Annotated in this window: 16 protein-coding genes, 1 tRNA gene and 2 rRNA genes (1 of these 19 running past the window's edge); 5 read left to right on the top strand and 14 right to left on the bottom strand. The window is 59.1% G+C overall.

All coding sequences use genetic code 11. The annotated features are described in order from the left end of the window. Positions 1 to 12: 12 nt before the first annotated feature. The 7 genes from V6582_RS13415 to V6582_RS13385 form a co-directional block, all read right to left on the bottom strand. The gene (locus tag V6582_RS13415; protein ID WP_156631721.1) at positions 13 to 1,176 is read right to left on the bottom strand and encodes a glycosyltransferase family protein; all 1,164 of its coding nucleotides are present in this window, start codon (positions 1,174 to 1,176) and stop codon (positions 13 to 15) included. A gap of 113 nt (positions 1,177 to 1,289) precedes the next feature. Beyond that, a complete protein-coding gene (locus V6582_RS13410; protein WP_337739238.1) occupies positions 1,290 to 2,525 on the bottom strand; it encodes a glycosyltransferase in 1,236 nt (411 codons plus the stop codon). A 4-nt stretch (positions 2,526 to 2,529) separates the two neighbouring features. Then, positions 2,530 to 3,738 (bottom strand): glycosyltransferase family protein, encoded by a 1,209-nt coding sequence (locus V6582_RS13405; protein WP_156631720.1) that lies wholly within the window; start codon positions 3,736 to 3,738, stop codon positions 2,530 to 2,532. 105 nt (positions 3,739 to 3,843) lie between these two features. After that, positions 3,844 to 5,019 (bottom strand): ABC transporter permease, encoded by a 1,176-nt coding sequence (locus V6582_RS13400; RefSeq protein WP_060718401.1) that lies wholly within the window; start codon positions 5,017 to 5,019, stop codon positions 3,844 to 3,846. 11 nt (positions 5,020 to 5,030) lie between these two features. Continuing rightward, positions 5,031 to 6,029, bottom strand: coding sequence for an ABC transporter permease (locus V6582_RS13395; RefSeq protein ID WP_015917251.1), 999 nt, complete (start codon positions 6,027 to 6,029; stop codon positions 5,031 to 5,033). Continuing rightward, positions 6,026 to 7,906 carry an ABC transporter substrate-binding protein gene (locus V6582_RS13390; protein WP_156631841.1) on the bottom strand — a complete coding sequence of 627 codons (1,881 nt, stop codon included), beginning with the start codon at positions 7,904 to 7,906 and terminating at the stop codon, positions 6,026 to 6,028. The genes V6582_RS13395 and V6582_RS13390 overlap by 4 nt, the downstream gene beginning before the upstream one ends. Before the next feature lie 38 nt (positions 7,907 to 7,944). Next, complete coding sequence (locus V6582_RS13385) at positions 7,945 to 9,831, bottom strand: ABC transporter ATP-binding protein (RefSeq protein ID WP_156631719.1); 1,887 nt, start codon at positions 9,829 to 9,831, stop codon at positions 7,945 to 7,947. Between the two features lie 211 nt (positions 9,832 to 10,042). On the opposite strand from V6582_RS13385, the gene V6582_RS13380 reads away from it, so the two are divergent. Further along, positions 10,043 to 10,987 (top strand): glycosyltransferase family 32 protein, encoded by a 945-nt coding sequence (locus V6582_RS13380; protein WP_234889665.1) that lies wholly within the window; start codon positions 10,043 to 10,045, stop codon positions 10,985 to 10,987. Positions 10,988 to 10,991: 4 nt separating this feature from the next. Here V6582_RS13380 and V6582_RS13375 read toward each other — a convergent pair whose 3' ends face one another. Together V6582_RS13375 and V6582_RS13370 are read right to left on the bottom strand one after the other, a co-directional pair. Continuing rightward, entirely contained in the window at positions 10,992 to 11,735 is a 744-nt protein-coding gene (locus tag V6582_RS13375; protein ID WP_156631718.1) for a polysaccharide deacetylase family protein, read from the bottom strand. After that, positions 11,728 to 12,852, bottom strand: coding sequence for a glycosyltransferase family 4 protein (locus tag V6582_RS13370; RefSeq protein ID WP_197434370.1), 1,125 nt, complete (start codon positions 12,850 to 12,852; stop codon positions 11,728 to 11,730). Before V6582_RS13370 ends, V6582_RS13375 begins: the two co-directional genes overlap by 8 nt. Before the next feature lie 191 nt (positions 12,853 to 13,043). Between V6582_RS13370 and V6582_RS13365 the strand changes: the two genes are divergently transcribed. Together V6582_RS13365 and V6582_RS13360 are read left to right on the top strand one after the other, a co-directional pair. Next, positions 13,044 to 14,396, top strand: a complete 1,353-nt coding sequence (locus tag V6582_RS13365; protein ID WP_197434369.1) for a nucleotide sugar dehydrogenase — start codon at positions 13,044 to 13,046, stop codon at positions 14,394 to 14,396. Positions 14,397 to 14,400: 4 nt separating this feature from the next. Continuing rightward, positions 14,401 to 14,883 (top strand): class I SAM-dependent methyltransferase, encoded by a 483-nt coding sequence (locus V6582_RS13360; protein WP_156631716.1) that lies wholly within the window; start codon positions 14,401 to 14,403, stop codon positions 14,881 to 14,883. Between the two features lie 109 nt (positions 14,884 to 14,992). On the opposite strand, the gene V6582_RS13355 is transcribed toward V6582_RS13360, so the two are convergent. Continuing rightward, positions 14,993 to 15,457: a cyclic nucleotide-binding domain-containing protein gene (locus V6582_RS13355; protein ID WP_156631715.1), complete on the bottom strand. Its 465-nt coding sequence runs from the start codon at positions 15,455 to 15,457 to the stop codon at positions 14,993 to 14,995. Between the two features lie 39 nt (positions 15,458 to 15,496). Next, the gene (locus tag V6582_RS13350; protein ID WP_156631714.1) at positions 15,497 to 18,217 is read right to left on the bottom strand and encodes an ABC transporter transmembrane domain-containing protein; all 2,721 of its coding nucleotides are present in this window, start codon (positions 18,215 to 18,217) and stop codon (positions 15,497 to 15,499) included. A 340-nt stretch (positions 18,218 to 18,557) separates the two neighbouring features. Between V6582_RS13350 and V6582_RS13345 the strand changes: the two genes are divergently transcribed. Further along, the gene (locus tag V6582_RS13345) at positions 18,558 to 19,697 is read left to right on the top strand and encodes an exonuclease SbcCD subunit D (RefSeq protein WP_156631713.1); all 1,140 of its coding nucleotides are present in this window, start codon (positions 18,558 to 18,560) and stop codon (positions 19,695 to 19,697) included. Further along, the gene (locus V6582_RS13340) at positions 19,694 to 22,768 is read left to right on the top strand and encodes an AAA family ATPase (protein WP_156631712.1); all 3,075 of its coding nucleotides are present in this window, start codon (positions 19,694 to 19,696) and stop codon (positions 22,766 to 22,768) included. Before V6582_RS13345 ends, V6582_RS13340 begins: the two co-directional genes overlap by 4 nt. 114 nt (positions 22,769 to 22,882) lie before the next feature. Here the strand turns inward: V6582_RS13340 and V6582_RS13335 are convergent. The 3 genes from V6582_RS13335 to V6582_RS13325 form a co-directional block, all read right to left on the bottom strand. Next, positions 22,883 to 22,959: transfer RNA gene (locus V6582_RS13335), tRNA-Met, on the bottom strand. A gap of 229 nt (positions 22,960 to 23,188) precedes the next feature. Beyond that, positions 23,189 to 23,303, bottom strand: a 5S ribosomal RNA gene (rrf, locus tag V6582_RS13330). A 337-nt stretch (positions 23,304 to 23,640) separates the two neighbouring features. Then, a 23S ribosomal RNA gene (locus V6582_RS13325) occupies positions 23,641 to 25,182 on the bottom strand; it runs 1,371 nt beyond the window's last position.

Here is a 25,182-nt window from a genome sequence, read left to right as displayed (position 1 = left end):
GGCATAAACGCATCATCCCGCCTGTCGCTGCTCCACCAAATCCTTGACCAGCCGCGCCGTTTCTGCGGCACCGTTCAGCGAAACAGGCAGTTTTTTAGGAAACTTCAATTTCAGCGCCTTGGTGATGGCCTTTGCCATGGTGCCGCCATTCAATCCGTCCTCGCCGATAACCACGGCCAGGCCCAGCGCTTGCAGTTTTTCCGCCCGCACCGTCTGCTCGGTTTCGCCGCCTGCCGCAAATGGCACCAGCAGCGCCGGACATCTGGCCCGCAACACATCGCAAACCGTATTATATCCCGCTTGCGAAACGGAGAGTTTGGCCTTGGGCAACAGGGCCGGAAAATCCGGACGAAAGCGATAGAGTGCGACAGTGCCGGGTGCGCGCTGGGTAAAGCGCTCGTAATCGGCCTCAGGCAGGTTGGGTCCGGTGATCAGGCACCAGCGCAGCTGTTCACCGAGATCACCGCCGAGAATGTCGCGGGCATCCAGCGCCGCTTCGATCAAGGCGGCACCGACCGCCCCTCCCCCCGCCGAAATGACGATGTCGAAGACCTCTTCCGCCGGTTCCGGCTCAGGGGCGGCGACCAGGCCGGTATAATGCAGCTTGTCATGAATGGTCTTTGCCAGCGGAAACGTCTCTTCCAGCTCGACGAATTGCGGATCGCCATGCACGAGAACACCATCGAAATGGTCCTGGACCAGCTTGACGGTTTCCTTGTCGCGGCCAGGCTTGCGATTTTCCTGCAAAATGTCGCGCACCGAACTGAGCAGCAATGGCTTGGGATGCGTGGCCTTGATCGCATCCAGCAACGGCAGAAGCTCGAAGCGCACCTGCCGGCGACCGAACGGAAAAGCCTCGATGATCACAACATCCGGGCGAACCGCCTCGAAGGCCGCCAACAGCAATGCGGCACGGCTTGTCTCGAAACTGGCATCGACCGGCTTGCCTTCACTATCGACCAGACCGGAAAAGCCTGTGGCTGAGAGAACGGCAGGCAATTGCACATGCTCGATACCCGGTCCCGGAAAGCCCTTGACCGACGTTCCGCCCGTCACCAGCGTTACCGACAATCCGGCCTCCACCATAGCCTCGGCCAATCGGCTGGCCCGGGCCAGATGGCCGATACCGAGCAAATTCTGCACATAAAAGAAAACCCGTTTCGGGCGAAGAGTCATGTACGTTTGCTCCTGGGGACGTTTCTGCTTTTCACAGAATGGCAAGGCGCAAAGAATGCCATATCATGCGCCATCAAAGGCATATTTCCTGAAACCAGACCCTATGCAAGTGCTTATTGACGGCCAGAAAACAAGTCCGTCAGGTCGCGGATGCTGTTGCGGTAATCGAAATCCCGCCGCACCTTGCCCTCGGCGGCGGACCCGAGCCGGGTGCGCAAGGCCGGATCACGCATGGCCTTCTCCAGTGCCAAAGCCAGCGCCTGCGCATCATCAGGTTCCACCAGCAGTCCATTTTCGCCGTCGACGAACAGTTCGGATATCCCCGAGACCGTGGTGCTGACCGGCATCAGCCCCTGACTTGCGGCCTCCACCAGCACATTCGGCAGGCCATCGCGGTCGCCATCGGCGGTGATCCGGCAGGCAAGCGCGAAAAGGTCGCTGTCGCGGTAATGGGTCAGCACATCGCGCTGGTCCATCGCGCCTTTCCAGGTGATGCGAGCCGCAATGCCAAGCTGATCCGCCAAGGCCTGCAATCGGGCCAGTTCGTCACCGCCGCCGATATGGGTAAAGTGCCAGTTGAGATCGGCGGGAAGTGCTGCGAGCGCCCGCAACAGCACACCATAGCCCTTCTTTTTCACCGCACGGCCAACCGATAGCAACCGCAGCGGATCGGCGGTGTCAGAACCGTCGCGAGCCGGACGCACACCCTCGAAATGCGGAAACCGATCAAGGTCGAGCCCGTGATAGCTCAAATGGACACTGCCACGTCCGTCGGCCAGAGCGCTCAATCGGTCAAAGCCAACTTTCGTGCAGGTCACCACCCAGGCGGCATGGGCCAGCTTGTCAGCCAGATCCCAGCTTTCCGATGTCCAGATATCCTTGGCATGGGCCGAAACGCTGAAACCCCTGCTGCCAAGCAGGCTGGCATAAAAAGCGACCGAGGCGGGCGTGTGGATGAAATGCGCATGCAGCCAATCCGCCTTGCCAGGCCATTCGGCCACCAGCACCATGGCCTGACCCAGACGGCGAAACCGGTTGCGGGAAAAATCGCGCCGCAGATCCTTGAAAAACTGCGTGAGAACCGGGCGAAAGCCGGGCAGACGCCGCACGGCCCACAGGGCTTTCAGCACCCGTCCCGGTTCTTCATGCAGATATTCCGGCAGATAATGCACCGGCGCCTGGATCTCATCATGCACCGGATGGCGCTTCTTGTCGGTCGGGCGGCGCATGGCCACCAGTTCCAGCGCAAAGCCGGCCTGCTCCAGGCCCAGCAATTCCTGGGCGATAAAGGTTTCCGACAGTCGCGGATAGCCTTTCAGTAAAACGACGATCTTTCTTGGCTGTGGCACGATACTACCCTTGCACCACCGAGAGACGTCCGGCACCGCGCTCCTCGAGACAGTCGGCAACGATGCGGGAAATGGTCGGCAAGCCCTCGAGATGCATGCCCGGCGCACTGACCGAGGGCGGATCGCGTTTCAACACGGCCTTGATCGCCTGTGCAAAAGCCATGCCATCGCAGGATTGATCAGGCAGGACCATGCTGACCAGACCCAATTCACAAGCGCGGGTGGCGCGGATCAACTGTTCCTCACGCGGCTCGGTGCGCGGCACGATCAGGGCGGGCTTATCGAAGGACAGGATTTCACAATAGGTATTATAGCCGCCCATGGCCACCACCGCCTTGGCACCGGCGATCAGGTCTTCCATGCGGTTGTCGAATTCAATCATCGTCAGCTTTGGATGGCGCGATCCCGCCTCCATGAATTTCTGCCGCAAGTCGGCGGGCATATAAGGCCCCAGCACCACCAGGGCCTGCTGGTCCAGCGTCGGATCGGCCTGATAGGCGGCAATGACATCGCGCACCAGATCGCCGCCATCGCCACCGCCGCCAGTGGTCACCAGCAGGTAATCTTCCTGGGGCGAGTGATCCGACCGGGTTCCCGTCAGGGCATTGCGTTGCAGGAAGCCGACAAACCGCATTTTCGAGCGCAAGGCCGGTGGCGCGTCGATACCTGTCAGCGGATCGTAGAAATCCGGCGGCCCATAGACCCAGACATCGTCATAGAGCCGGGCGATCTTGGCCAGCACATCATTGCGCTTCCATTCCGCTTCCAGAAGATGCGGCGCATCCATCACATCGCGCAGGCCGAGCACCAGTTTGGTGCCGCGGGTCTTCAGATAGGTCAGCGTGTCCTCCACCTCGCCGCGCAGGCCAAGCGGTTCCTTGTCGATGATGAACATGTCCGGCTCGAAACTTTCCGCCGTGTGGCGGATGATCGACTGGCGCATTTTCAACGTTTCATGCAGATCGATATGGCGGTCCATCGAGGTATATTCGCCATTGCGCAACTTGATGACGCTGGGAATTTTGACGAAATCGACCCGGGCGCGATAATCGAAGGCACCGGCAATCGTCGCGCCTGAAATGATCAGCACTTGCAGGCCGCGATAATCCTCCACCAGCGAATGGGCAATGGTGCGGCAACGGCGCAAATGGCCGAGACCGAACGTATCATGGCTGTACATGAGGATGCGGGCTTGCCCCAGTCGTCTCGACATGTGGTCAGTCTCTCCGAGAAGTGTCACTGCATGGATCAGTCAATCCGGACGGACTGAGCAGCAGCCATGGGCACGAATAAAGGTCGCCGTTCCTGTTTACAGCGATCACTTATATGGATCTGCTGCATCCCTAAGACCATCCCCTAGAAAATTGAAGGCAAGAATGATCACGATGACGGGAACAACCGGGAACAGCAGCCAAGGATAAAGCGCAATCACATTGACCGAGCGCGCCTCTGTCAGCAACACACCCCAGCTGGTAATTGGTGGACGAAGGCCAAGCCCCAGAAAACTCAGGGTTGTTTCGCCAAGGATCATGCCGGGAATGGTCAACGTCGCGCTGGCAATCAGATGTGACATGAAGCCGGGAATAAGATGGCGACCGATGATGCGGGCGCTCCCCGATCCCATCATCTGGGCGGCAAGCACATAATCTTCTTCGCGCAGCGCCAGCAGCTTAGAGCGCACCGCCCGCGCCAGCCCCGTCCAGTCCAAAAGGCCGAGAATGAAGGTGATGCCGAGATATACCAGCAACGGGCTCCAATCCGGCGGCATGATCGCCGCCAGCGCCAGCCACAGCGGAATGCTGGGAATGGAATGCAGCACTTCGGTAATGCGCTGCACGACCATGTCGAACCAGCCGCCCCAATAGCCAGCCAGCCCGCCGATGACGATGCCAAGCACGAAACTGGTCATCACGCCCAGAAGACCGATGGTCAGCGAAATCCGGGCGCCGTAGAGAATGCGTGACAGCACGTCCCGGCCCAGCCGGTCGGTGCCGAGCAGGAAGAAATTGCCACCTTCCGCCGGGCAGACCAGATGCAGATCGCTGTCCACCAGGCCCCAGAAACGATAGCTGTCGCCACGGCAGAAAAACCGCAGCTTCTGCACCTGTTGCGGATCGTCGGTATAGACCCGCTTCAATGTGTCCATATCCAGCGACATCGTCCGGCCATAGACGAAAGGCCCGACAAAACCGTTCTCATCGAACAGATGCACGGCTTGCGGCGGCGCGTAGATCCGGTCGACATTGCGGCTATGGACGTTGTAGGGGGCTAAAAATTCGATGACGACGATCATCAGATAGGCCGTCAACAGCAGAATGCCGGAATAATAGGCCAGTTTGTGCCGCTTGAACCGCCACCAGGTCAGGCGAAATTGCGAGGCCTGGTCTACCGGTGAGCGCCGGGATGTTGCCTCATCTTCAATCGCATAGGGGTCAAACGGAGCTGGCGACACGTAATGTGCCAAGGCGCCAGAGGCAGGGCCGGTGGAAGGCATTCGCGGATCGCTCACTTGCTGCGCCCTCCCTGCAAACGGATACGCGGATCAAGCAGCGCCAGCGCGATATCCGAGATCAGCACGCCGATGACCGTCAGCACGGCCAGGAACATCAGGAACGACCCGGCCAGATACATGTCCTGGTCCTGAAGCGCCCGGATCAGCATCGGGCCGGTGGTTTCCAGAGACAGCACGACGGCGGTAATTTCCGCCCCGGAAATGATCGTCGGCAGGATCGAGCCGATATCGGAAATGAAGAAATTCAATGACATGCGCAGCGGATACTTGATCAGCACCCGAAACGGATGCAGGCCCTTGGCGCGCGCCGTCATCACATATTGCTTGTGCAGCTCATCCAGCAGATTGGCCCTGACACGGCGCACCATGCCAGCGGTGCCCGCCGTGCCGATGATAATCACCGGAATCCAGAGATGTTCGAGGATAGACTTGAACTTGTCCCAGCTCATCGCCTGACCCAGAAAGCGCTGGTCCATCAGATGGCCGATAGAGATGCCGAACCAGATATTGGCGAAATACATCATGACAAGCGCCAGGATGAAATTCGGCACGGCGATGCCGATCAGGCCCAGCAGGGTCAACCCGTAATCGCCCCAGCTATATTGATGGGTGGCCGAATAGATGCCGATCGGAAAGGCCAGCAGCCAGGTGACCGCGATGGTGACGGTGGAAACCAGAATGGTCAGCCAGACCCGGTCTCCCACCACATCGGCCACCGGCATGCGATATTCGAAAGAATAGCCGAAATCGCCCTGCACGAAGCCAGTGACCCAGTTGAAATAGCGGATCGGCGCGGGCTGGTCGAAACCATAGCGCGCCTTCAAATCCTCGATTTCCTGCAAATCGGCCTTTTCGCCGATGGCCCGCATTTCCTCGACATAGCTTTCAAAGTAATCGCCAGGCGGCAATTCGATAATGGTGAAGACCAGCATGGAAATCATGATCAGCGTCGGGATCATCACGGCGATGCGCCAGAGAATATAGCGGATCATGTCGCATCCTCATCATACCAGAATGTATCCGGCATATAGACGCCGAGTTGGGAGGTCGGGACGAAGCCGAACAGGCCTTTTTCCGGCAGGTTCCTGAGCTTTCGCGATTTCACCACCGGCTGCAAGGCGGAATTGACGATGCCGATGGTAAAGACCTGATCGGTATAGAGCCGCAGCATGTCATGCCAGATCGCCGTGCGCTCCTCCAGCAGATCAGACTGCCGCCAGGCCCGAAACAGATCAAGCAGCGCTCGCGCCTCGGGAATTTCCGGCGCTCGGCCATCGCCACCGCCCGACAGCGTATGCAGGCCCCAGAGCGGCCATTGCAGCTGTTCGTCGCTGGTCGGCGCCAATTCACGCGGCGACATATCGGCGGTCGGAACGCCATTGTCCAATCCCTGCCAGACGGCCATCACCGTTTCGCCATTGGTAATCCGGCGGCGAAACAGTTCGCGATGCGAGATATGCACAAAGAGGCGAAAGCCGATCTTGCGGAAGTGATCGGTAATCAACTCCAGCACGTCGGAATCGAAGGAGCTTTCCCCGGCGCTCTCAACGATCAGCACTGCCTCACGCCCGTCCGGCAACAAGCGAAGGCCATGCCGATCAGGGCGGGTCAATCCCGCCTCGTCCAACAGCGCATTCGCCTGATCGGGGTCGAACCCGGCCCAGGCATCGCGATATTCCGGCTTGAACAGCGGGCTTTCGGGCAGGATGGCATTGGCGGAAGCCTGGGCCAGGCCGAAAAACACCGCCTTGTTGATCTCTTCGCGGTTGATGGCCAGGGACAGCGCCCGGCGCACCCGAACATCGAGCAGCACCTGGCGCCAGACCAGATCCTTGCAATTCAGGTTGGGCATCAGCGCGATGCGCGCCCCTTGGGTGCGCTTCCACAGATCGACCTTGATCGGATAGCGTTTCTCGGCGTTTTTCAGGAAAGTATAATCGGCAAAATCCAGATTGGTGAATTGCAGATCGCTTTCGCCCGTGCCGGTCTTGGCCGAAATCAGGTCGCCGGAACCAACGCCCATCACCACCTTGTCGATATAGGGTAGCTGCAAGCCGTTCTCGTCCACCCGGTGATAGAAAGGATTACGCTCGAAGATGAACTGGCCCGATGGCGGCGCAGTCCGGGGAAGCCAGGCATCCAGCGTCGGCAGGTCAGGATTTTCCGGGCGCACGATGCGCGACATTTTCTGATGCAGCGGCACCCAATCCTGCACGCCGTTTCGTTTGGCCAGCTCCTCCAGCTTCTCCTTGGTCTGGTATTTGTGGTGGAACTGCTTGAGATAGGCGCCGGGCATCATCAGACGCGTTGCGGTCGGGGCGGCAAGCTCGGCCAGGAAATCCGGATTAGGGTCCTCCCAGGTATAACGAACGGTCAGCGCGTCCAGCACCTCAAAGACCGGCTCCTTGTCATTGACCCGGAAAACCGTGGGAATTCCACCCTTGTAAAGCTTCTTGTCATGGAACATATCTTCCCAGACATAGCGGAAATCCTCTGCCGTAAACGGCGAACCGTCCGACCAGCGATGGCCGTCGCGCAGGTGGAAGGTAAAGATCCGCTCCTCGACCACCTCGAACCGTTCCAGCAGATCCGGCTGGAAATTGAAGGCGAGGTCATAGCCGATCAGCCGACAGTAACAATTGATCGACATATATCTGATATCGCGCTGGCCACCGATCAACATGCGGATCGTGCCGCCATAGCGCCCCGGCGCCCGCTCAGGTCCCGAAAGAGGGATGACGCGCGGTACTTTCGGCAGACGCTCAGCCATTGGCGGCAGTTGGCCAGCCTCGACCTTGGCTTTCAGCAGTTCCGGTTCACTTGGATGAGACGCTGCCAGAAGCGGGCGCGGCAGAAAGGCGGCGGACATCAGCGCAAGCGCCCGACGGCGGGTAAGGCGGTGGCGGATCACGAGCGCAACTCCCTTGCATCCACCTCACGGCGGGCCAAAACCAGATGGCCACCACCCAGATCGGCATGGGCAAGCGTTGCCGGATCGCCTTCATCGTGAAAATGCCTGGCCCACCTCTTCTTGGCGGCCAGCGACGGCTCACCGATCAGGTTGAAATCCATCGGATGATCCAGATTGGGCAGCGGCACCGCCGCCAGCAATTTCTTGGTATAGGGATGGACCGGATCGCGCATGATCACCTCGCAAGGGGCAATCTCGACAATACGGCCCGCATACATCACCGCAACCCGGTCGGCCATGTAATTCACCACAGCCAGATTGTGGGAAATGAACAGATAGGTCAGACCAAGCTCAGTCTTCAAATCCTTCATCAGGTTGAGGATCTGCGCCTGCACCGAGACATCCAGCGCCGAGACTGGCTCATCGCAGATGACAAGATCCGGCCCCAGCGCCAGCGACCGGGCAATGCCGATCCGCTGCCGCTGCCCACCGGAAAAACTATGCGGATAGCGGCCCAGCGCGGATTCCGGCAGGCCGATTGCATGGATCAGCCGGTTGACCAGATCCAGCCGTGCGGCCCGGTTGCCGCGCTCGTGAATTTCCAGGGGTTCGCTGATGATGCCACGCACGGTCATGCGCGGTGACAGGGAAGAAACCGGGTCCTGAAACACCATCTGGATGCGGGTGCGCAAGTCTTGCAGCTTTGGTCCTTCAGCCCTCAGCATATCCAGCGGACCATCGGCGCCATGATAGATCGCCGTGCCCTGATCGGCCGTGACGCCGCGCATCAAAATCTTGCTGAGCGTGGTCTTGCCGCAACCGCTTTCGCCCACCAAGCCCAGGGTTTCACCACGAAAAATATCGAAGGAGACATCATTGACGGCCAAAGTTGGCGAAGAAGCGCGCGAGAAAAACCCGTTCGACCCCTTGGACTGGAAGGATTTGGAAATATTGCGCACCGAAAGCAGCACGCCGTCGCCGCCGGACGGAGCACGACACTTGTCCATCAACCGGCCGGTATCGACGTGGATTTCGCGAAGTGGTTTCAGGCGCTCATTGCGGTCCATGTCGAAATGCGGCACCGCCTGCATCAGGCCCTTGGTATAGGCATGTTGCGGCGCGCTGAAAATTGCTTCGACCGGGCCGGATTCCATCACCTCGCCGCGGTAGATCACCACGACTTCATCGGCAAGACTTGCGACGACACCGAGATCATGGGTGATCAGCAGGATCGCCATGCCAAGCTTTTCCTGCAATTCCTTCAGGAGCTTGAGGATCTGCGCCTGAATGGTGACGTCAAGCGCCGTGGTCGGCTCATCGGCAATCAGCAGTGCCGGATTGCAGATCAGCGCCATGGCGATCATCGCCCGCTGGCGCATGCCACCGGACAGCTCGAACGGGTACATGGTCGCCACACGGGCCGGGTCGTTGAAGCCCACCAGCCCCAGCATTTCCTCCAGCCGCTCCTGGCGTTCGCGCGGCGAAAGCGCGGTGTGGACCCGCAACACTTCCTCGATCTGGTTGCCGACGGTATGGACCGGCGAAAACGAGGTCATCGGCTCCTGGAAGATCATGCCGATCCGGTTGCCACGAATCTGGCGGATCTGGCGCCCGTCATAGGGCAAAGACAGCAGATCGACCTGCGCTGCCTTTTGGGGATCATTAAAAACAACCCGGCCATTGATCTGTGCCAGGTTGGATTCGATGCCCATGATCGAGCGCCCGAGCACGGATTTACCCGACCCGGATTCACCGACCAGCGCCGTGACCTTGCCGGGCCGCAGCACCATGCTGAAAGACTTGACCGCCTGGATGCTTGCACCCAACAGGGGAAAAGACACACTGATATTATCCACATAAAGCAGATCTGCGCATTCTGCCATGCGTCACTTTTCCCAACCCATCCTATGACTTTGTAGCCACCGTATCTTAGCAAATCATTGATGTCTATCGCTGACACACATGCTTCAATCGAGACCCGGACATGGCTTTACGGCTTGCACATGTCAGTTTTTTATCGGTAGGTCAGAAGACTGATAAAATGGACCTGTCATCGTGAGCCAAGACTTACCCCCGAGACTGAAAAGTCGCGCCATGATTGCCCAAAGCCTGGAGCTTGCCAAAAAGCGCGAGCTCGAGGCGGCAAAAGCTGTGCTGGATGCCCTGGCTGGCGACCACGATTTGCTGGCACAGGCCGGGCTTGGGCCGGACACCGCACTTGGTATGCCGCGCAAGCTGCATTCGGCCTATCTGAAGCTTGCCAAGATTGCCGGAGACCGGCTGCGGGTCACTGGGCTGCAATATACACTTGCGCCACCGCCGGTCCTGCTTTTGCCGTTTTCGTGCTTCAGCAGCGATGAGCGGCGGGATATGGCAGCGCTGAACCGCGAGGCAGTGCCAAGAGTGCTGCACCAGATCTGGCTCGGAACACTGTCCTTGCCGCCCGCCTGCCAGGCCTGGGCCGCCCACTGCGCCCGCCATGGCTTTGCCTATCGGCTGTGGCGCGAGGCGGACCTTGAAGCACAGGGGTTTGACCAGCATCCAAGCTTTAAAGCCATGCTGGCCCGCGGCGACTTTCCCGGCGCTGTCGATGTGGCGCGCTATCTGATCCTTCAGCAATTCGGTGGGATCTACCTCGATTGCGACTGGTATCCGGCCCGTGACGATATCGGCTTTGCCGATTGTCTTTCTCTGGTCGGGCTTGCCGCCCTTGCCGAAGACACGCCGCGTCAGACAGGTCTCGGCAGCCTGCTGATGACCAATTCCTTCATCGCCAGCCCGCCCGGCCATCCGGTCTTTGCGCGGATCATTGAGGCCATGCCGCAGGCCATGGCGCTGCTGCCGGATGCCCCCGCCTGGTGGTCTACCGGGCCGCTGCTGATGACCGTGGTGTTTCGAGGCACCAGCTTTACCGTTCCCGACGCGCGCCTCATTGCCGCCAATCTGGAACGCGGCGCACCATTTACCGAGGTGGAGGCAGCTCGGGATGCAGCCCTGACCACGGATGGCGGCCTGCTGATCGGCTGGAAATCCTGGTAGGCGCTTATGCTTGCCGCTGAAGCAATGTCCGCGCACTTTCCCAGCGGCAGGCCGGATGGGTGACGGTCAGCGCGAACAGCCGCGTCAGGAAATCCCAGACCGCTTGGTCATGAACCAGATGATGGGTGAGGATGCCGATGGCGTGTAAAGGTTCAGTGTCCGGCGCCAAATAGTCCGCCAGTTCCGCAAACAGGATATCGGCATCCCGCCCACCGCGCGTCCCGTGCCAATCCATCACATCCACATGGGTGTTGAGAAGGGTTAGAGTATCTATGCGCTTCTCCCGGCCAAACACCGACAGCGCCGTAAAGCCGAGACCCGGCAACGCTGGCAGCAAAGCCTTGTCGATCCGGTTCCAGGGCGGCACCAGCATCGGCAGCAGCTGTTCGCCGTAAAGTCCGTGCAGCTTGGCCAATCCCTGGCGCAGCTCGTCCAGGACGATTGCCGCCGGACGATGCCCGCCAAGTTCCTGCTTCTTTTCACCCGGACCAGCGTGGCTCTGGTGATTCCAGCCATGCACGGCAATGGTGGCAAGGGATTCTGCCCGCAGCAATCCGGCCAGCGCCGCACCGGTCGGCTCGGGAATGACCGCCAGCGTCAGCGGTATCTGGAAGCGGCGGGCAAGTGCCAGCAAAGTCTCCAGCGGATCACTGGGCTCGACCGCATCGTCATCGCGCAGCCAGAGGCTAACGGTCTTTCCCTGGGCGGCGAGATCATCGAGGCGCTGCCTCAAGAGAATTTCAGACATTATGACTGCCGCCTTCCGATTCCAGTTTAGCACTATCGCCCAGACACTGTTCCAGAACAGTGAAAAGCCGGGCGCTGGCCGCCTCAATCGAGCGATCCTGCTTGACCATCTGGCGGGCCGCTTGCCCCATCGCGCTCCGTCGCTGTGCATCGGTCAGCAGGGTCGCGATGGCTTGCGCATAGGCAGGCGCATCGCCGGGCGGCGTTAAAAATCCGGTGATATCAGGCGCAACCACTTCCGGCACGCCTGCCACGGCCTCGGCCACGACCGGCAGTCCTGCCGCCTGCGCCTCCAGATAGGCAAGACCATAGGCTTCGCCATGGCCAGGCCAGACATAGATTGATGCGGTCGATAAGATCTCGGCGACGACTTCCGGCGGTTGCTCGCCCAGGAATTCGACCCTATCCGGCGGAAAGCCGGAAAACAGCGCCCGCACCTCGGCCCCACAGGGTCCATCCCCCACCACCTTCAGCCGCCAGGCAAGATCGGGCAGCAGTTCCAGCGCTTTGGCCAGCGCGCCATAACTGCTCATCTTGTCGCCGGGGCGCATCATCGCCACGGTTGCCAAAACATGCTGCTCTGGCTGCTGCGGGCGAGCAAGAAAGACCTGCGCATCGATAAAAGGGGTTAGCCGGGCCAGCCGGGCTTGCGGCACGGCTGCCTGCAAGCCCTGCATGTCGCGCGCCGTCAGGCAGAGATTGACAGCGGCACTGCTGATCGTCTCCAGCAGCATATCCTGAAAACCAGCCCAGACGCCGAGATTGCGCCGCTGCGAATAGGAGGCCTCGGCGGTGACATAGGGAATAGCAAACCGGCGGCAGAGCGGGGGGCCGATCAGGTCCGGCGCCTTGTAATACGGGTGATAGCAAAACCACAGATCCGGCTTGCCCTGGCGTCGATAAAGCCGGGTCAACCGCTCGATCTCTTCCTCCGCCGCCTGGGCCAGATCCGGCAGAACCGTCTCCGGCGTCGCGTGGAAACTGCGCAGATCAGACGCCACGGTGACATCATGGCCCGCGAGCCGCAAGGCCCGCAGCAGGAGGCGTGCCATCAGCCGGTCGCCGGAGGGGACCGGATGGTCAGGGGATTTCAACGGCGCGTAAAAGCCGATTTTCATGGGCAGCCTCATCGTCATGAAGGGACATGTGCGCAGTCCGCAGGCTGTTGCAAGAGGCAGAGGCAGATTTCTCGTCACCTATCACAGCCGATCAACATTGCCCGACAAGATCATCGCACACCCTTGACATCCCATCATGCGGACCGCAACTGAAGCCGGTATTGAAATCGCCTGCGGAGCTTTATCCCCCCATGTCCCATCATCCCGTTGCCGCCGAATTGCTGTCTGCCATCCAGTCCCGCCATGCAAAGGCAGCGGTGATCGGCCTCGGCTATGTCGGCCTGCCGCTGGCCGTGAGCATTGCCCGGGCCGGATTCACGGTGATGGGCTTTGATATCGACGCCGCCAAGATCGACGCCATCGAAGCCGGGACAAGCTATATCGAGGCCGTGCCGGAGCATATTCTGCGCGAAGAATGCGCGGCGGGCCGCCTTTCCGCCACCTCGGATTTCCTGGCGCTGGCCGATTATGACGTGATCGCCATCTGCGTGCCGACGCCGCTGACCAAGAACCGTGACCCTGACCTGTCCTATGTGGAAAACACCTGCCGCCAGATTGCCAAGTCGCTCAGGCCCGGCCAGTTGATCGTACTGGAATCCACCACCTATCCCGGCACCACGCAGGAAGTGGTAAAGCCGATCCTCGAACATTCGGAACTGCGGGCCGGAGAGCATTTCTTCCTCGGTTTTTCCCCGGAACGGGAAGATCCCGGCAATCGCGAATTTGAAACCTCGACCATTCCGAAGATCATCGCTGGCGATGGCCCCGACGCTTCAGCCTTGATGGCGGCCTTTTATGGTGCAGTGGTCAAAACCGTGGTGCCCGTCTCCTCCACGGCGACGGCGGAAGCCGTCAAGCTGACCGAAAACATCTTCCGCGCTGTCAATATCGCCTTGGTCAATGAATTGAAGCTGGTCTATGACGCCATGGGCATCGATGTCTGGGAGGTGATCGACGCCGCCAAGACCAAGCCGTTCGGCTATATGCCGTTTTATCCCGGCCCGGGCCTCGGCGGCCATTGCATTCCCATCGATCCGTTTTACCTGACCTGGAAATCGCGCCAATACGACCAGCCGACGCGATTCATCGAGCTGGCAGGCGAGATCAACACGTCCATGCCGCATCACGTCGTCTCCAGGCTGGCCGAAGCGTTGGACCGCAAGGCCGGCAAAGCGTTGAGCCGGTCGCGCGTGCTAATCTTGGGTCTGGCCTACAAGAAAAACGTTCCTGACATCAGGGAAAGCCCGTCGCTGCGGCTGATGGAGCTTATTCTGGAACGCGGCGCCGAGGTCGCCTATTTCGACCCATTCCTGCCCGAAATTCCGAAAACCCGCGAATATAGCCATCTGAAAGGCCGCCGCAGCATCGCCTGGAACGAGGAAAGCCTCGCTGCCTTCGATGCGGTGCTGATCGCCACGGATCATGACACTGTCGATTACCAGCAATTGGCCGACTGGTGTCCGCTGATCGTCGATACCCGCAACGCCCTTGCCCGCCGCAGCATTGCCGATCAGGTCGCAGGCCACACGATTGTGAAAGCGTGATCCCATGAGCCGTCTCGATAGTTTCATCAACCGCATGAGCGCCCAGCGCGATCTCTTGAACCATATCCGCGACAATTATCCTCTGCCCGACGGGCCGGTGCTGGAAATCGGCCTTGGCAATGGCCGGACCTTCAGTCATTTGCGGGAGAATTTCACCGGTCGCCGCATCGTCGCCTTCGACCGGCAGTTGGGCGCGCATAGCAGCTCCATTCCGCAGGACGGCGACCTGATCCTCGGGGAAATCGACCAGACCGGCAAGGACTTCATCGGCTGCGGTGCGGCCTTCGTCCATGCCGATATCGGCACGGGCTATTCAGATCGAGATGCGGTCACGCTCACCTGGCTGCCAGACATGGTGGCGGGGATGCTGCGGCCCGGCGGCTATGCGCTGAGTGGCCTGCCGCTCGACCACGAAGCACTCGAGCCGTTACCGGTCCTCGATCATATCGAGAAAGACCGCTATTTCTTTTATCGCCGGTTGCCGTGATTTTTTGCATCGACATCGCCAATACACTTCGCCAATGCAGGGCATTTGCCTCAAATCCGCCTGAAATATCGGCGATTTGACGATTATAAGACCTTGTTTTCGCCGACCTCTAGTCAACCAGAGAGAGTTGACGCGGGCGCACGTTGTCGAGTTCGATTGTCATGACACGCAGCCGTTCGGCAAGTGCGCGGCTGAATTCCATGCTCATGCGCGGGCTATCGGCCATGACCTTGGTCAGGCAGTCCTTGGCGATGCGAAGGGTTTCAACTTCGGTTACCGCCTTTGCCGTCATCCGCCTTGGGCTATTGCAGAGAAGCGACATTTCACCAATGATCGATCTGCTGACGGCTTCGCCGATCTTGGCTTCGCCTGTGGGCAGATCTGCAATCAAATCGACCTTGCCTGACAGAATGACGTAAGCGGCATCGCCATTATCGCCATGGCGAAACAGCGTATCACCAGGATTGTAAGTGGCCCTTTGCGAGGCGAAGGCCAGAAGCTTCAGTTTGCACGGATCGACGTGCTTGAAGTATGGAATATTCCGCAATAGCTGCACTTCGTCTCGCAGTAACATGCTTGCCACCAACTTCCCGGTTTTCGGTGGCCTGACCCCTCATGCCACCAATGCCTTGAAAATATCATTTTCATTGCCCAGAGCCTCGAACGTGCCGTCCGCGACCAATGAACCGCTGTCGAGTATCAGAACACGATCAAAGTTTTTTGACAATGATGTGTTCGACAAAACCCAAAGGATAGACGGATCATTGTCCTGCTCACGCAGAAATGCAAGCACATCCTTAACAATATCCTCCTGAACACGAGCGTCGAGACCCGGCAGGGCTTTGTTGAAGATATAATAGTCGCAACGGCGCACCAGCGCGCGGGCAAGGTTGAGCTTGTGGCGCTGAACGATGGTTAGCCTGCGGCCACCGCTGCCGATGTCGAACTCCAGACCCAGCGCCAGGAACCGTTCCGTCAGGCCTTTCTTCGAGCTCAGTTTTGCCGCCAGCTCGCGGAATTTCGGCAGGGCTTCGGGATTGCGATTGACGAGTTTACCGAAGATCACGTTCTCGCGCAGCGTCGCCGCCGCCATGTAGCGGTGCGGATCGTAGCGTTCGATACTGTGGCGTAAATCCGGTGACAGGTTATCGTGAAACAGGTCGCGGGCGCCGACGATCTTATCCATCACTTCAGCCGTCAGCACACCCATACGATAGCGCGGCTCGACATAATTGAAGCTGAGCCGGATCATCGCCCGCTGCTCTTCCTCGTTTGGCACCGGCTTGGTTCGGCCTTGAAGGCGTTGCAGGATCTGTTGGTAAAACACCACGTCGTCAGCGGTCAGGACATCGAGCTGCTGGAAGAACGGGTGATCGGCCGGCAGACCGCCGAAAATTTCCACCAGGTTTTCCGCAATCAGGAAGCCCATCTCGTAAAACAGGCTAAGCAGACCGGCGCGTTCCAGCACATCATAGAAATAATCGCTCTGATGGGCATAGACGGGTCCATTGACAATCGGACGCAGCGTTCCAAACAGCAGGTTTTCGCCCAGTGTCGCCTCGGCATTATAGGCATTGGGGTCGAAGTGAACCACGAGATTGGCAAGACCCTGCCGCTGCAATTCGTCACGCAGCGCCAGACGCAACTCCACCACTTTTTCCGTCAGGTCCGGATATTCAAGCGGATCGACAATGGAATGCAGCGCCAGCTCCATCACATCGCTGGTCAGTTGCACGGTATCCAGCGCCGTCAAAATCGATTTCTTCAAGTCGCTGGCTTCACCGTGCAGCACGGACGTCGCCCGCCGATCGATCCAGTCCGCATTGGGATCAAGATCGGAGTTTTCAGACAATTGCGCTTCCTTGATCTCCCAACGGCGCTTGATCGCCTCACGTCCGGTATAATTCACCGAATTGGTCGGCGCATGTTTCAGGCCGTAAATCAGGTTTTCCTTGAGGCTGCCATGAAAGAAATAACCATCGGCAGACACATAGGAAATGGCCCGACCCGTCACCGATTCCGGCAATTCCAGCAGGTCGACATCCCCAAGCACGATCTTGCCCGCCACCGGCCAGTTCAACCGGCCAATGGCTTCGGCCATCACTTCAGCCCCGACACCGCGATTGTCGATGGCGGCAATCGTCTCACCCGGGCCGATTTTCAGACTGAGATTTTCCACCACCTTGGCCCCGCCGCTATCCTGCAAGGTCACATTCTGCAATGCGAGCTGACCGGCACGGGCGGCCATTCCCACAGGCGCCAGCGCCTGTAGCGCGGGATCGATCATCTGCGGCGGTTCGAATTGTTCCAGCACCTGTTCATATTTCACCTGAACGTCCTGGCGGGACTGATCCCAGTCGATCAGCTCTTTCAACGGACCGGGAAGATCCTTGTAGGCATTGATGACCGCCACCAGCTGGCCCACGTCCAGACTGCCCTTCAGCGCGAAATAGCCGCCGATGGAATAGAACAGAAACGGCGTCAGTTGCGACAGGAAGTTATTGAAAAACTTGACGAAAAACTTCCAGCGATAGAGATCGTAGCGGATCTTGAAGATATCGCCGAGCCGCTTTGAGATATCGGCGCGTTCATAATTGGACGTATCGTAAGCATGGATCGTGCCGACGCCATCGACGATTTCCCCGACCTTGCCGGCCAATTGCCGGGCCTGAAGCTGCCGCTGACGGCCAAGGATGAGCAAGCGACGGCGCATTTTGGGAATGATGCCGACCTGAAGACCGACCATTGCGCCTGCAATCGTGCCAAGCCAGAAATTCTGCAGGAAAATGAAGAACAGCGCGGCCAAGGCCTGGCCGCCCAGCATGGTCGGCTGCACAAAGGCATCCCCCGTAAAACCGCCAAACGGCTCCACCTCGTCGCGCACCATGGTCGAGACTTCGGAGGAATGGATCTGTTTGACATAGCTCGGCGGAAACCGCAGCACCCTGTCCACCAGCTCATAGCGGATCCGCCGCAGCAGGCGTTCTCCAAGCCTGCCCTTATAGGTGTTGATGTAGAATTTAAACAACCCGTTGACGATCACCAGCAACAGAAAGACGCCACTCAGCGCCATCAGGCTCGACATACGGTCAAGGGAAATGCCGTCCGAATGCAATGACCAATCGGTCAAAGGCACGGTCCAGTCGAAGGCAAACAGCGGCTGTCGCGAGTCCGGTGCTTCGAACCCGCTTCCCTGGATCGGCCCATTGATGATGCGCTTGGGCAGGTCGAAGGCCAGAAAATACGGCACCATCGACAGGATAACAATCGTCAGAACCCAGATCTGCTGCTTGCGCGTATGCCGCCATATATAAAGGAGTAGGCTTTTTTCCATCAGCTGGTTATCACGCGGACCACGGTTCGTGCCGGACAACGCCCTTGCGTCGTCCATTCAAGAAGATTGTTTATAAGGACAAGCCAGGCTGCCGGAAAGCCATCCTGCCCAGCAGGATAGCAAAAAAACCAAACCGCTGCACCAAAGTGATCGCAGGTGAATAGCAAAAAGGCAATCCTTATCCGGCTTACCACTCTACCGAGGACCGAAGACATCAACACATCCTCGCCTTGCATGCAAAGAGCCCGGGATAAGCCGTCCTGGCCGGTGTTTCATCTGGAGCCTGCGGCGTTATGCCGGTAGATAATCCTGACGGACATCGCTCACCGGATCGGACGCCATGAAAATCCTCCACACCGCCGACCTGCATCTGGGCCGCCAGCTCAACGGATTATCGCTGGATGAGGATCAAGACGCCATTCTCGACCAGATCGTCGATGCCCTCACCACAACCCGTGCCGATATCCTGATCATTGCCGGCGATATTTTCGACCGGGCAGCGCCTCCGGCAACAGCGGTGCGCCAGTTCAACGCCTTTCTGTCGCGGGTAGCAATGGAAACCACCGCCGCCGTGGCGATCATTGCCGGCAATCATGATTCCGGCGACCGGATCGGCGCCATGGCAATCATGACCGACAGGCAGCGCGCGCTCATTCAGGGCCCAATTGCACGAGATATAACACCCCTTGTCCTGCATGACGCCCACGGACCGGTGGCGTTTTCCGCCCTGCCCTTCGCCTATGAATTTGCCGCCCGTGAATGTTTTGCCGACCCGGCCATCGCCACACCGCAGGACGTGTTGGCCGCCCAGATGGCCGACGCACGCCACAGCCTGCCGGAGGGTGCGCGCTGGGTGGTGATCGCCCATGCCTTTGTCGCGGGAGGAACAAGCGGCGATACAGAGCGTCCGCTGGCTCGCGTCGGCGGTATTGAGACCGTGTCGCCGGAGATTTTCGAAGGCGCCCATTACGTGGCACTCGGTCATCTGCACCGGCCGCAGAGTGTCTCGGCGCCTCACATCCGCTATTCCGGCTCGCCGCTTGCCTTCAGCTTCGGCGAGGCCAGCGAACAGAAATCCATGACCCTGGTCGATCTCGACGCCGATGGTCAGGCACGGATCGAAACCATTGATTTCAAACCTCCACGGGCCGTGCGCCTGTTGCGCGGGCTATTGGCCGATCTGCTCCTGGCCCAGCCGTCTCAGGACTTCATCAAGGCAGTGCTCACCGATCCCACCCCGCTGATCGATCCGATGAAGCGGTTGCGGGCGGTGTTTCCGAATGCCTGCCAGCTGACCTATGCCCGTGATGAGCGGGCGCCGGAGCTGAAATTCGCCGTCAGCACGGCTGCACCGGCCGATCCGCTGGAGGTGATTGCCGATTTCATCGCCCAGGTTCGTGAAGAACCAATCTCAGAGCCAGAACGCGCGCTGGTAACGGCCATGCTGGACGATCTGGACGCCGAGGAGAATGCCGCATGAGACCTGTCCGCCTGGTGATGCAGGCCTTCGGCCCCTATGCCGGACGCCAATCCATCGATTTTCGCGAAGCGGTCGCCGCTGGCCTGTTCGGCATTTACGGCCAGACGGGATCAGGAAAATCGACGATTTTCAGCGCCATGACCTTTGCCCTGTTCGGCGAAGCAGCCAGAGCCGAGCAGGATACCATCTCGCTGCGCTCCGACCATGCATCGCCCGACCTCGCCACCGAGGTGGAATTCGTATTCGATCTCGGCGCCCGCCGCTATGTCATCCGCCGGCGCCCCGAACAGATGCGGCCAAAACAACGCGGCGGTGGCGAAACCCGGGACGCCCATGAGGCCTGGCTGTTCGACGCCACCGGTTTTGGCGAAAGCGAGATTACCGCCGCCCAACCGGGCAAGGTGCTGGCCGAGAAAAAAATCGGTCTGGTCCGCGAAAAAATCACCGATCTGCTGGGCTACGGTCCTGAACAGTTCAAGCAGATCGTGCTTCTGCCGCAGGGCCGGTTCGAGGCTTTTCTTGCCGCCAAAACCCAGGAGCGTCAGGATATTCTAAGCGCCCTTTTCGATGTGTCGCTCTATCGCCGGCTGGCGGCAAAACTCAAGAGCGACGCCGAAAGCGCCGAACGGCTGGTGCGCGAGGAGCGCGCCGTCTGCCTTCGCCGCCTCGGTGCCGACGGGTTCGACAGCATGCAGGCATTGGTAGACGGGATTGCCGAGGCGGCATCATCGCTCATCGACCATCAGCAGGCCGAGCAGCACAGCCGGATAGAGGCAGACACAGCCCGCGCTGCGCTGCAAGCGGCACGAACCACCGACAGCCTGTTCAAGTCCATGGACGCCGCTCGCCAGGCAAGGCAGAAAACCCTCGACCAGGCCGCAGACATTGCCGCGCTGCAAGCCCAGGTCACAGCCGCCGAACGGGCCCGGACGCTGGCCGATGCCGAGAACCGAGTGATCGAGGCACAGCGCGATTGCAAGGATGCACAGGCCGCACTGTCTCTGGCAGTGCAGATCCAGGCATCGACGCAGGTAACCGCGCAACAGGCGCAAGCGGCCTACCAGCAACAATTACAGAGCAAAAGCGAAATCGAAACGCTGCGTCGGACAATCGACCAGCTGGAACGTGATCGGGATGTGCTGGAAAAAGCCACCGGCCTCACGGCATCAGTCGAGGCGGCCAAACGGCGCGTCCACGAGGAACAGAGCGCGTTTCAAACGGCAGAAACTAGTCTTGCCGAGCTGACTGGCAAGCGGCAGGCCCGGGAACAAGCCTTGAAACAGGCGCGGCAGGCCCATGAGCGCAGGCAATCATTGACTGCAAACCTTACGGCCTTGCAGGCTCTCGTGAAGCAGGCCGAGATCGTGGACCGGGCCGAAAAAGATCTGCAACAGGCCCGCCAGCGGTTAAACCATAGCGCAAGCATCCATGCCGAACGGCAGGCTCAAACCACCAAGGCCGCAGCACTGTTCGATCAGGCCGAACGTCGGCTCGCCTCCGCGCAGGCTCTCCATCTGGCAGCAAAACTGGCACCTGGTCTCCCCTGCCCTGTTTGTGGTGCGACCGACCATCCGGCCCCTGTCATGGGGGACAGCACCGAGGCCGGATTGGACAAGGCCTTTCGTGAAGCGAAACAGGCCCTGGAAAAGGCTCGACTGGAAGAGCAGCACAGCGCCACCGGTCATGCCTCTGCGCAAGCCACGGTCGATGAACGTCAAGGCAGGCTGGCGGATCTGGAGCGGCCGGAGCGTCCTATCCAGGACCTGCGCCAGGACATGGAAGATATGGAGCACGCCCTTCGCGGGCTTGGCCCGGCCATCGATATCGCCGCTGCTGAAACCGCGCTGGAAAGTCTTGGAAAAGCCATCACCGATGCGCAAGCCCGGCTGGACCAGCACCGGGACCGGCTGGCCAATCTGAAAACCGAGACCAGCAATAATGAAGCGCGGCTTGCCGAAATGCTGTCCGGAATCCCGGCACCTCTGCGGGATAAAGCAGCGCTGGAGCGCAATCTTCAACAGTCCAAGGCCTTGATGACAAGCCGGGAAACCGCGCTGAAGCGCAGCGAAGAGGCTGCCACGGCGACGCGCGAAGCGGCGTTGAGTGCACAAAAAGACAGCGAGGCCGCCAAAAATATCCTGGCCGAGCGGCAGGCCCGTCACGAAAAGGAAAATCTGGGCTTCGAGGCCCGCCTGCGCGACGCTGGCCTGACGCGGGAGGATCTACAACGCCTGAAACCTGCCATTGCTACGCTTCAGCGTGACAAAGCGACGGTAGAGGACCACCAACGCCAATTGCAGCGCGACAGTGAAAAAGTAGTGGAATTAGAAACATCGCTCGCCGGTAAACAGCTGCCGGACCTTCTCGCCCATCAAGATGCGCTTTCGGCAGCGGAAGCTGCTTTCGATACAGCGGTTACGCTGCGCGCGGCAACGGCAGCGCGGCTCGATCAGCTGCAAAAATTGCAGCAGGAGCTTGCCGGCATTGCCAAACGGCTTGACGACGCTGAGGCAATGTCCGGTCCCCTGCGGGAGTTGGCTGGCCTGTTCGACGCCCAGAACCGGCAAAAGCTGAAACTGGAAACCTTCGCCATCGGCGCGATGTTTGAGCAGGTCTTGCAGGCCGCCAACCTGCGGCTGGGGCCGATGACCAATGGGCGCTACAGGCTGGAACGCGACATCGAATCCGGTGGACGGGGCAAGCGTGGGCTGGGCATTCTCGCCTTCGATGTCCATACCGGCAAGGCCAGACCCACCGCGACACTTTCCGGTGGTGAAACCTTCATCGCCGCCCTCGCACTCGCCCTCGGCCTGGCCGACGTGGTCGAAAGCGCCAGCGGCAAAGTGCGTCTCGATACCATTTTCCTCGATGAAGGCTTTGGCAGCCTCGACACCGAAAACGGCTCAGGCACACTTGATCTGGTCTTGCAGGCCTTGAATAGCCTAGCCAGCCAGAACCGCACCGTTGGACTGATATCCCATGTTCCGCTTGTTCAGGAAGCGATCCCGAATGGTTTTTACGTCAGGAAGGACAGCGATGGCAGCCATGTGGAAGCCCGAGGCATGATGTAACAGCTGATCCAGTTTCTCTGCCTTATTTCCAGAGGCGTTTTTGTGAGATTTTCGAACGCCAAAAAGCCCCGTTGGGGGCTTTGATGTTATAGCAGGGTTGGTATAGCGGGGGATTGGTTGCGGGGGCAGGATTTGAACCTGCGGCCTTCAGGTTATGAGCCTGACGAGCTACCGGGCTGCTCCACCCCGCGTTACCATTCTTGCATCCCGTTTGGGATATATTTCGACAGATCAAACGATTTTTGTTTGGGTTACCACCCGGGTTTTGTGGGCGGTAAGATGTCGAGTTTTGTTATTTTTGCCTCGTATTTCAGGGGCTTTAAAGCGAAAGAGCCGCTTGCGCGGCCCGAGGTTTTCGGCAGGGCCGAAGTGTGTGAGAGAAGAGTGTTTTGATGTATTTATCAACATTGCCATTAGCAGACCTGGCAGCGACCTACTCTCCCGCGTCTTAAGACGAAGTACCATTGGCGCAGGGGCGTTTCACGGCCGTGTTCGGAATGGGAACGGGTGCGGCCGCCCCGCCATGACCACCAGGTCAGCTAAGGGCAATGTTGATGCTTCGCATCAATAGTGTTCCCTTTTCTTTGGCAAACCCATCTTCTTCGCTTGCGCTCAGAAGGGTGCCAAAGCGTTAATACGGAACCGTATTGATGCTTTGCATATGTGAGAAGCTGGCGGGCGTTGCCCGTTTTTTTTGTGAACACGTCATTCGTCGACGTTTTGCTTGGCGCCTTCGGACGAAGTCCGCAAGCGCAAAGCGCGTCGCCGATCGTTCGGCGCCCTCGCGGAGCATAGGCTCGTATACGAGCCGCTCATGCGTGAGCGCTAAACAGATGGCTCATCGAGGAAGTCGATGAGCATTGTCAATGAGAACGATTAAGCCAATCGAGCTATTAGTAACGGTAAGCTTCGCAGGTTACCCTGCTTCCACACCCGTCCTATCAACGTGGTCGTCTTCCACGGCTCTGATAGGGAATACTCGTTTTCAGGTTGGTTTCCCGCTTAGATGCCTTCAGCGGTTATCCATTCCATATATAGCTACCCTGCTATGCCGTTGGCACGACAACAGGTCCACCAGAGATATGTCCATCCCGGTCCTCTCGTACTAGGGACAGATCCTGTCAATATTCCTACACCCACGGCAGATAGGGACCGAACTGTCTCACGACGTTCTGAACCCAGCTCACGTACCGCTTTAATTGGCGAACAGCCAAACCCTTGGGACCTGCTCCAGCCCCAGGATGCGATGAGCCGACATCGAGGTGCCAAACAACCCCGTCGATATGGACTCTTGGGGGTCATCAGCCTGTTATCCCCGGCGTACCTTTTATCCGTTGAGCGATGGCCCTTCCACGCGGGACCACCGGATCACTATGACCGACTTTCGTCTCTGCTCGACTTGTCAGTCTCGCAGTCAGGCGGGCTTATGCCATTGCACTCGACGACCGATTTCCGACCGGTCTGAGCCCACCATCGCGCGCCTCCGTTACTCTTTCGGAGGCGACCGCCCCAGTCAAACTACCCACCATACACTGTCCCGGATCCGGATAACGGACCGCGGTTAGACATCCATGACGATAAGGGTGGTATTTCAAGGATGGCTCCACTCGAACTGGCGTCCAAGCTTCAAAGCCTACCACCTATCCTACACATGCCGACACGAATGCCAGTGTAAAGCTATAGTAAAGGTGCACGGGGTCTTTCCGTCTGACCGCAGGAACCCCGCATCTTCACGGGGAATTCAATTTCACTGAGTCTATGTTGGAGACAGCGGGGAAGTCGTTACGCCATTCGTGCAGGTCGGAACTTACCCGACAAGGAATTTCGCTACCTTAGGACCGTTATAGTTACGGCCGCCGTTTACTGGGGCTTCGATTCAAAGCTTGCACCTCTCCTCTTAACCTTCCAGCACCGGGCAGGCGTCAGACCCTATACGTCGTCTTGCGACTTCGCAGAGCCCTGTGTTTTTGATAAACAGTCGCTACCCCCTGGTCTGTGCCACCCCTCTCCACTTGCGTAAAAAGGGGTCACGCTTCTTCCGAAGTTACGCGTGCAATTTGCCGAGTTCCTTCAACATAGTTCTCTCAAGCGCCTTGGTATACTCTACCTGACCACCTGTGTCGGTTTCGGGTACGGTCTATACGGTGGAGCTATTTCCTGGAACCACTCCACTGCACAATCAATCCAGTAAGACTGTACAATTTGTGTGATCCGTCACTACCACCAGGCCCACGAATATTAACGTGGTTCCCATCGACTACGCATTTCTGCCTCGCCTTAGGGGCCGGCTAACCCTGCTCAGATTAACTTTAAGCAGGAACCCTTGGTCTTTCGGCGAGGGGGTCTCTCACCCCCTTTATCGTTACTCATGTCAACATTCGCACTTCCGATACCTCCAGGATGTCTCACGACTG

It is taken from the genome of Agrobacterium vitis, assembly GCF_037039395.1.
Taxonomy (GTDB): Bacteria; Pseudomonadota; Alphaproteobacteria; order Rhizobiales; family Rhizobiaceae; genus Allorhizobium; species Allorhizobium vitis_E.
Note: the sequence above shows the minus strand (reverse complement) of the source record. Positions and strands in the feature narration are given on the sequence as shown.

Bases quoted from the DNA above. Each gene is read 5' to 3' on its own strand.
- V6582_RS13415 (WP_156631721.1), bottom strand. From the start codon at position 1,176: ATGACTCTTCGCCCGAAACGGGTTTTCTTTTATGTGCAGAATTTGCTC.
- V6582_RS13405 (WP_156631720.1), bottom strand. From the start codon at position 3,738: ATGTCGAGACGACTGGGGCAAGCCCGCATCCTCATGTACAGCCATGAT.
- V6582_RS13400 (WP_060718401.1), bottom strand. From the start codon at position 5,019: ATGCCTTCCACCGGCCCTGCCTCTGGCGCCTTGGCACATTACGTGTCG.
- V6582_RS13395 (WP_015917251.1), bottom strand. From the start codon at position 6,029: ATGATCCGCTATATTCTCTGGCGCATCGCCGTGATGATCCCGACGCTG.
- V6582_RS13390 (WP_156631841.1), bottom strand. From the start codon at position 7,906: ATGTCCGCCGCCTTTCTGCCGCGCCCGCTTCTGGCAGCGTCTCATCCA.
- V6582_RS13385 (WP_156631719.1), bottom strand. From the start codon at position 9,831: ATGGCAGAATGCGCAGATCTGCTTTATGTGGATAATATCAGTGTGTCT.
- V6582_RS13380 (WP_234889665.1), top strand. From the start codon at position 10,043: ATGATTGCCCAAAGCCTGGAGCTTGCCAAAAAGCGCGAGCTCGAGGCG.
- V6582_RS13375 (WP_156631718.1), bottom strand. From the start codon at position 11,735: ATGTCTGAAATTCTCTTGAGGCAGCGCCTCGATGATCTCGCCGCCCAG.
- V6582_RS13370 (WP_197434370.1), bottom strand. From the start codon at position 12,852: ATGAAAATCGGCTTTTACGCGCCGTTGAAATCCCCTGACCATCCGGTC.
- V6582_RS13365 (WP_197434369.1), top strand. From the start codon at position 13,044: ATGTCCCATCATCCCGTTGCCGCCGAATTGCTGTCTGCCATCCAGTCC.
- V6582_RS13360 (WP_156631716.1), top strand. From the start codon at position 14,401: ATGAGCCGTCTCGATAGTTTCATCAACCGCATGAGCGCCCAGCGCGAT.
- V6582_RS13355 (WP_156631715.1), bottom strand. From the start codon at position 15,457: ATGTTACTGCGAGACGAAGTGCAGCTATTGCGGAATATTCCATACTTC.
- V6582_RS13350 (WP_156631714.1), bottom strand. From the start codon at position 18,217: ATGGAAAAAAGCCTACTCCTTTATATATGGCGGCATACGCGCAAGCAG.
- V6582_RS13345 (WP_156631713.1), top strand. From the start codon at position 18,558: ATGAAAATCCTCCACACCGCCGACCTGCATCTGGGCCGCCAGCTCAAC.
- V6582_RS13340 (WP_156631712.1), top strand. From the start codon at position 19,694: ATGAGACCTGTCCGCCTGGTGATGCAGGCCTTCGGCCCCTATGCCGGA.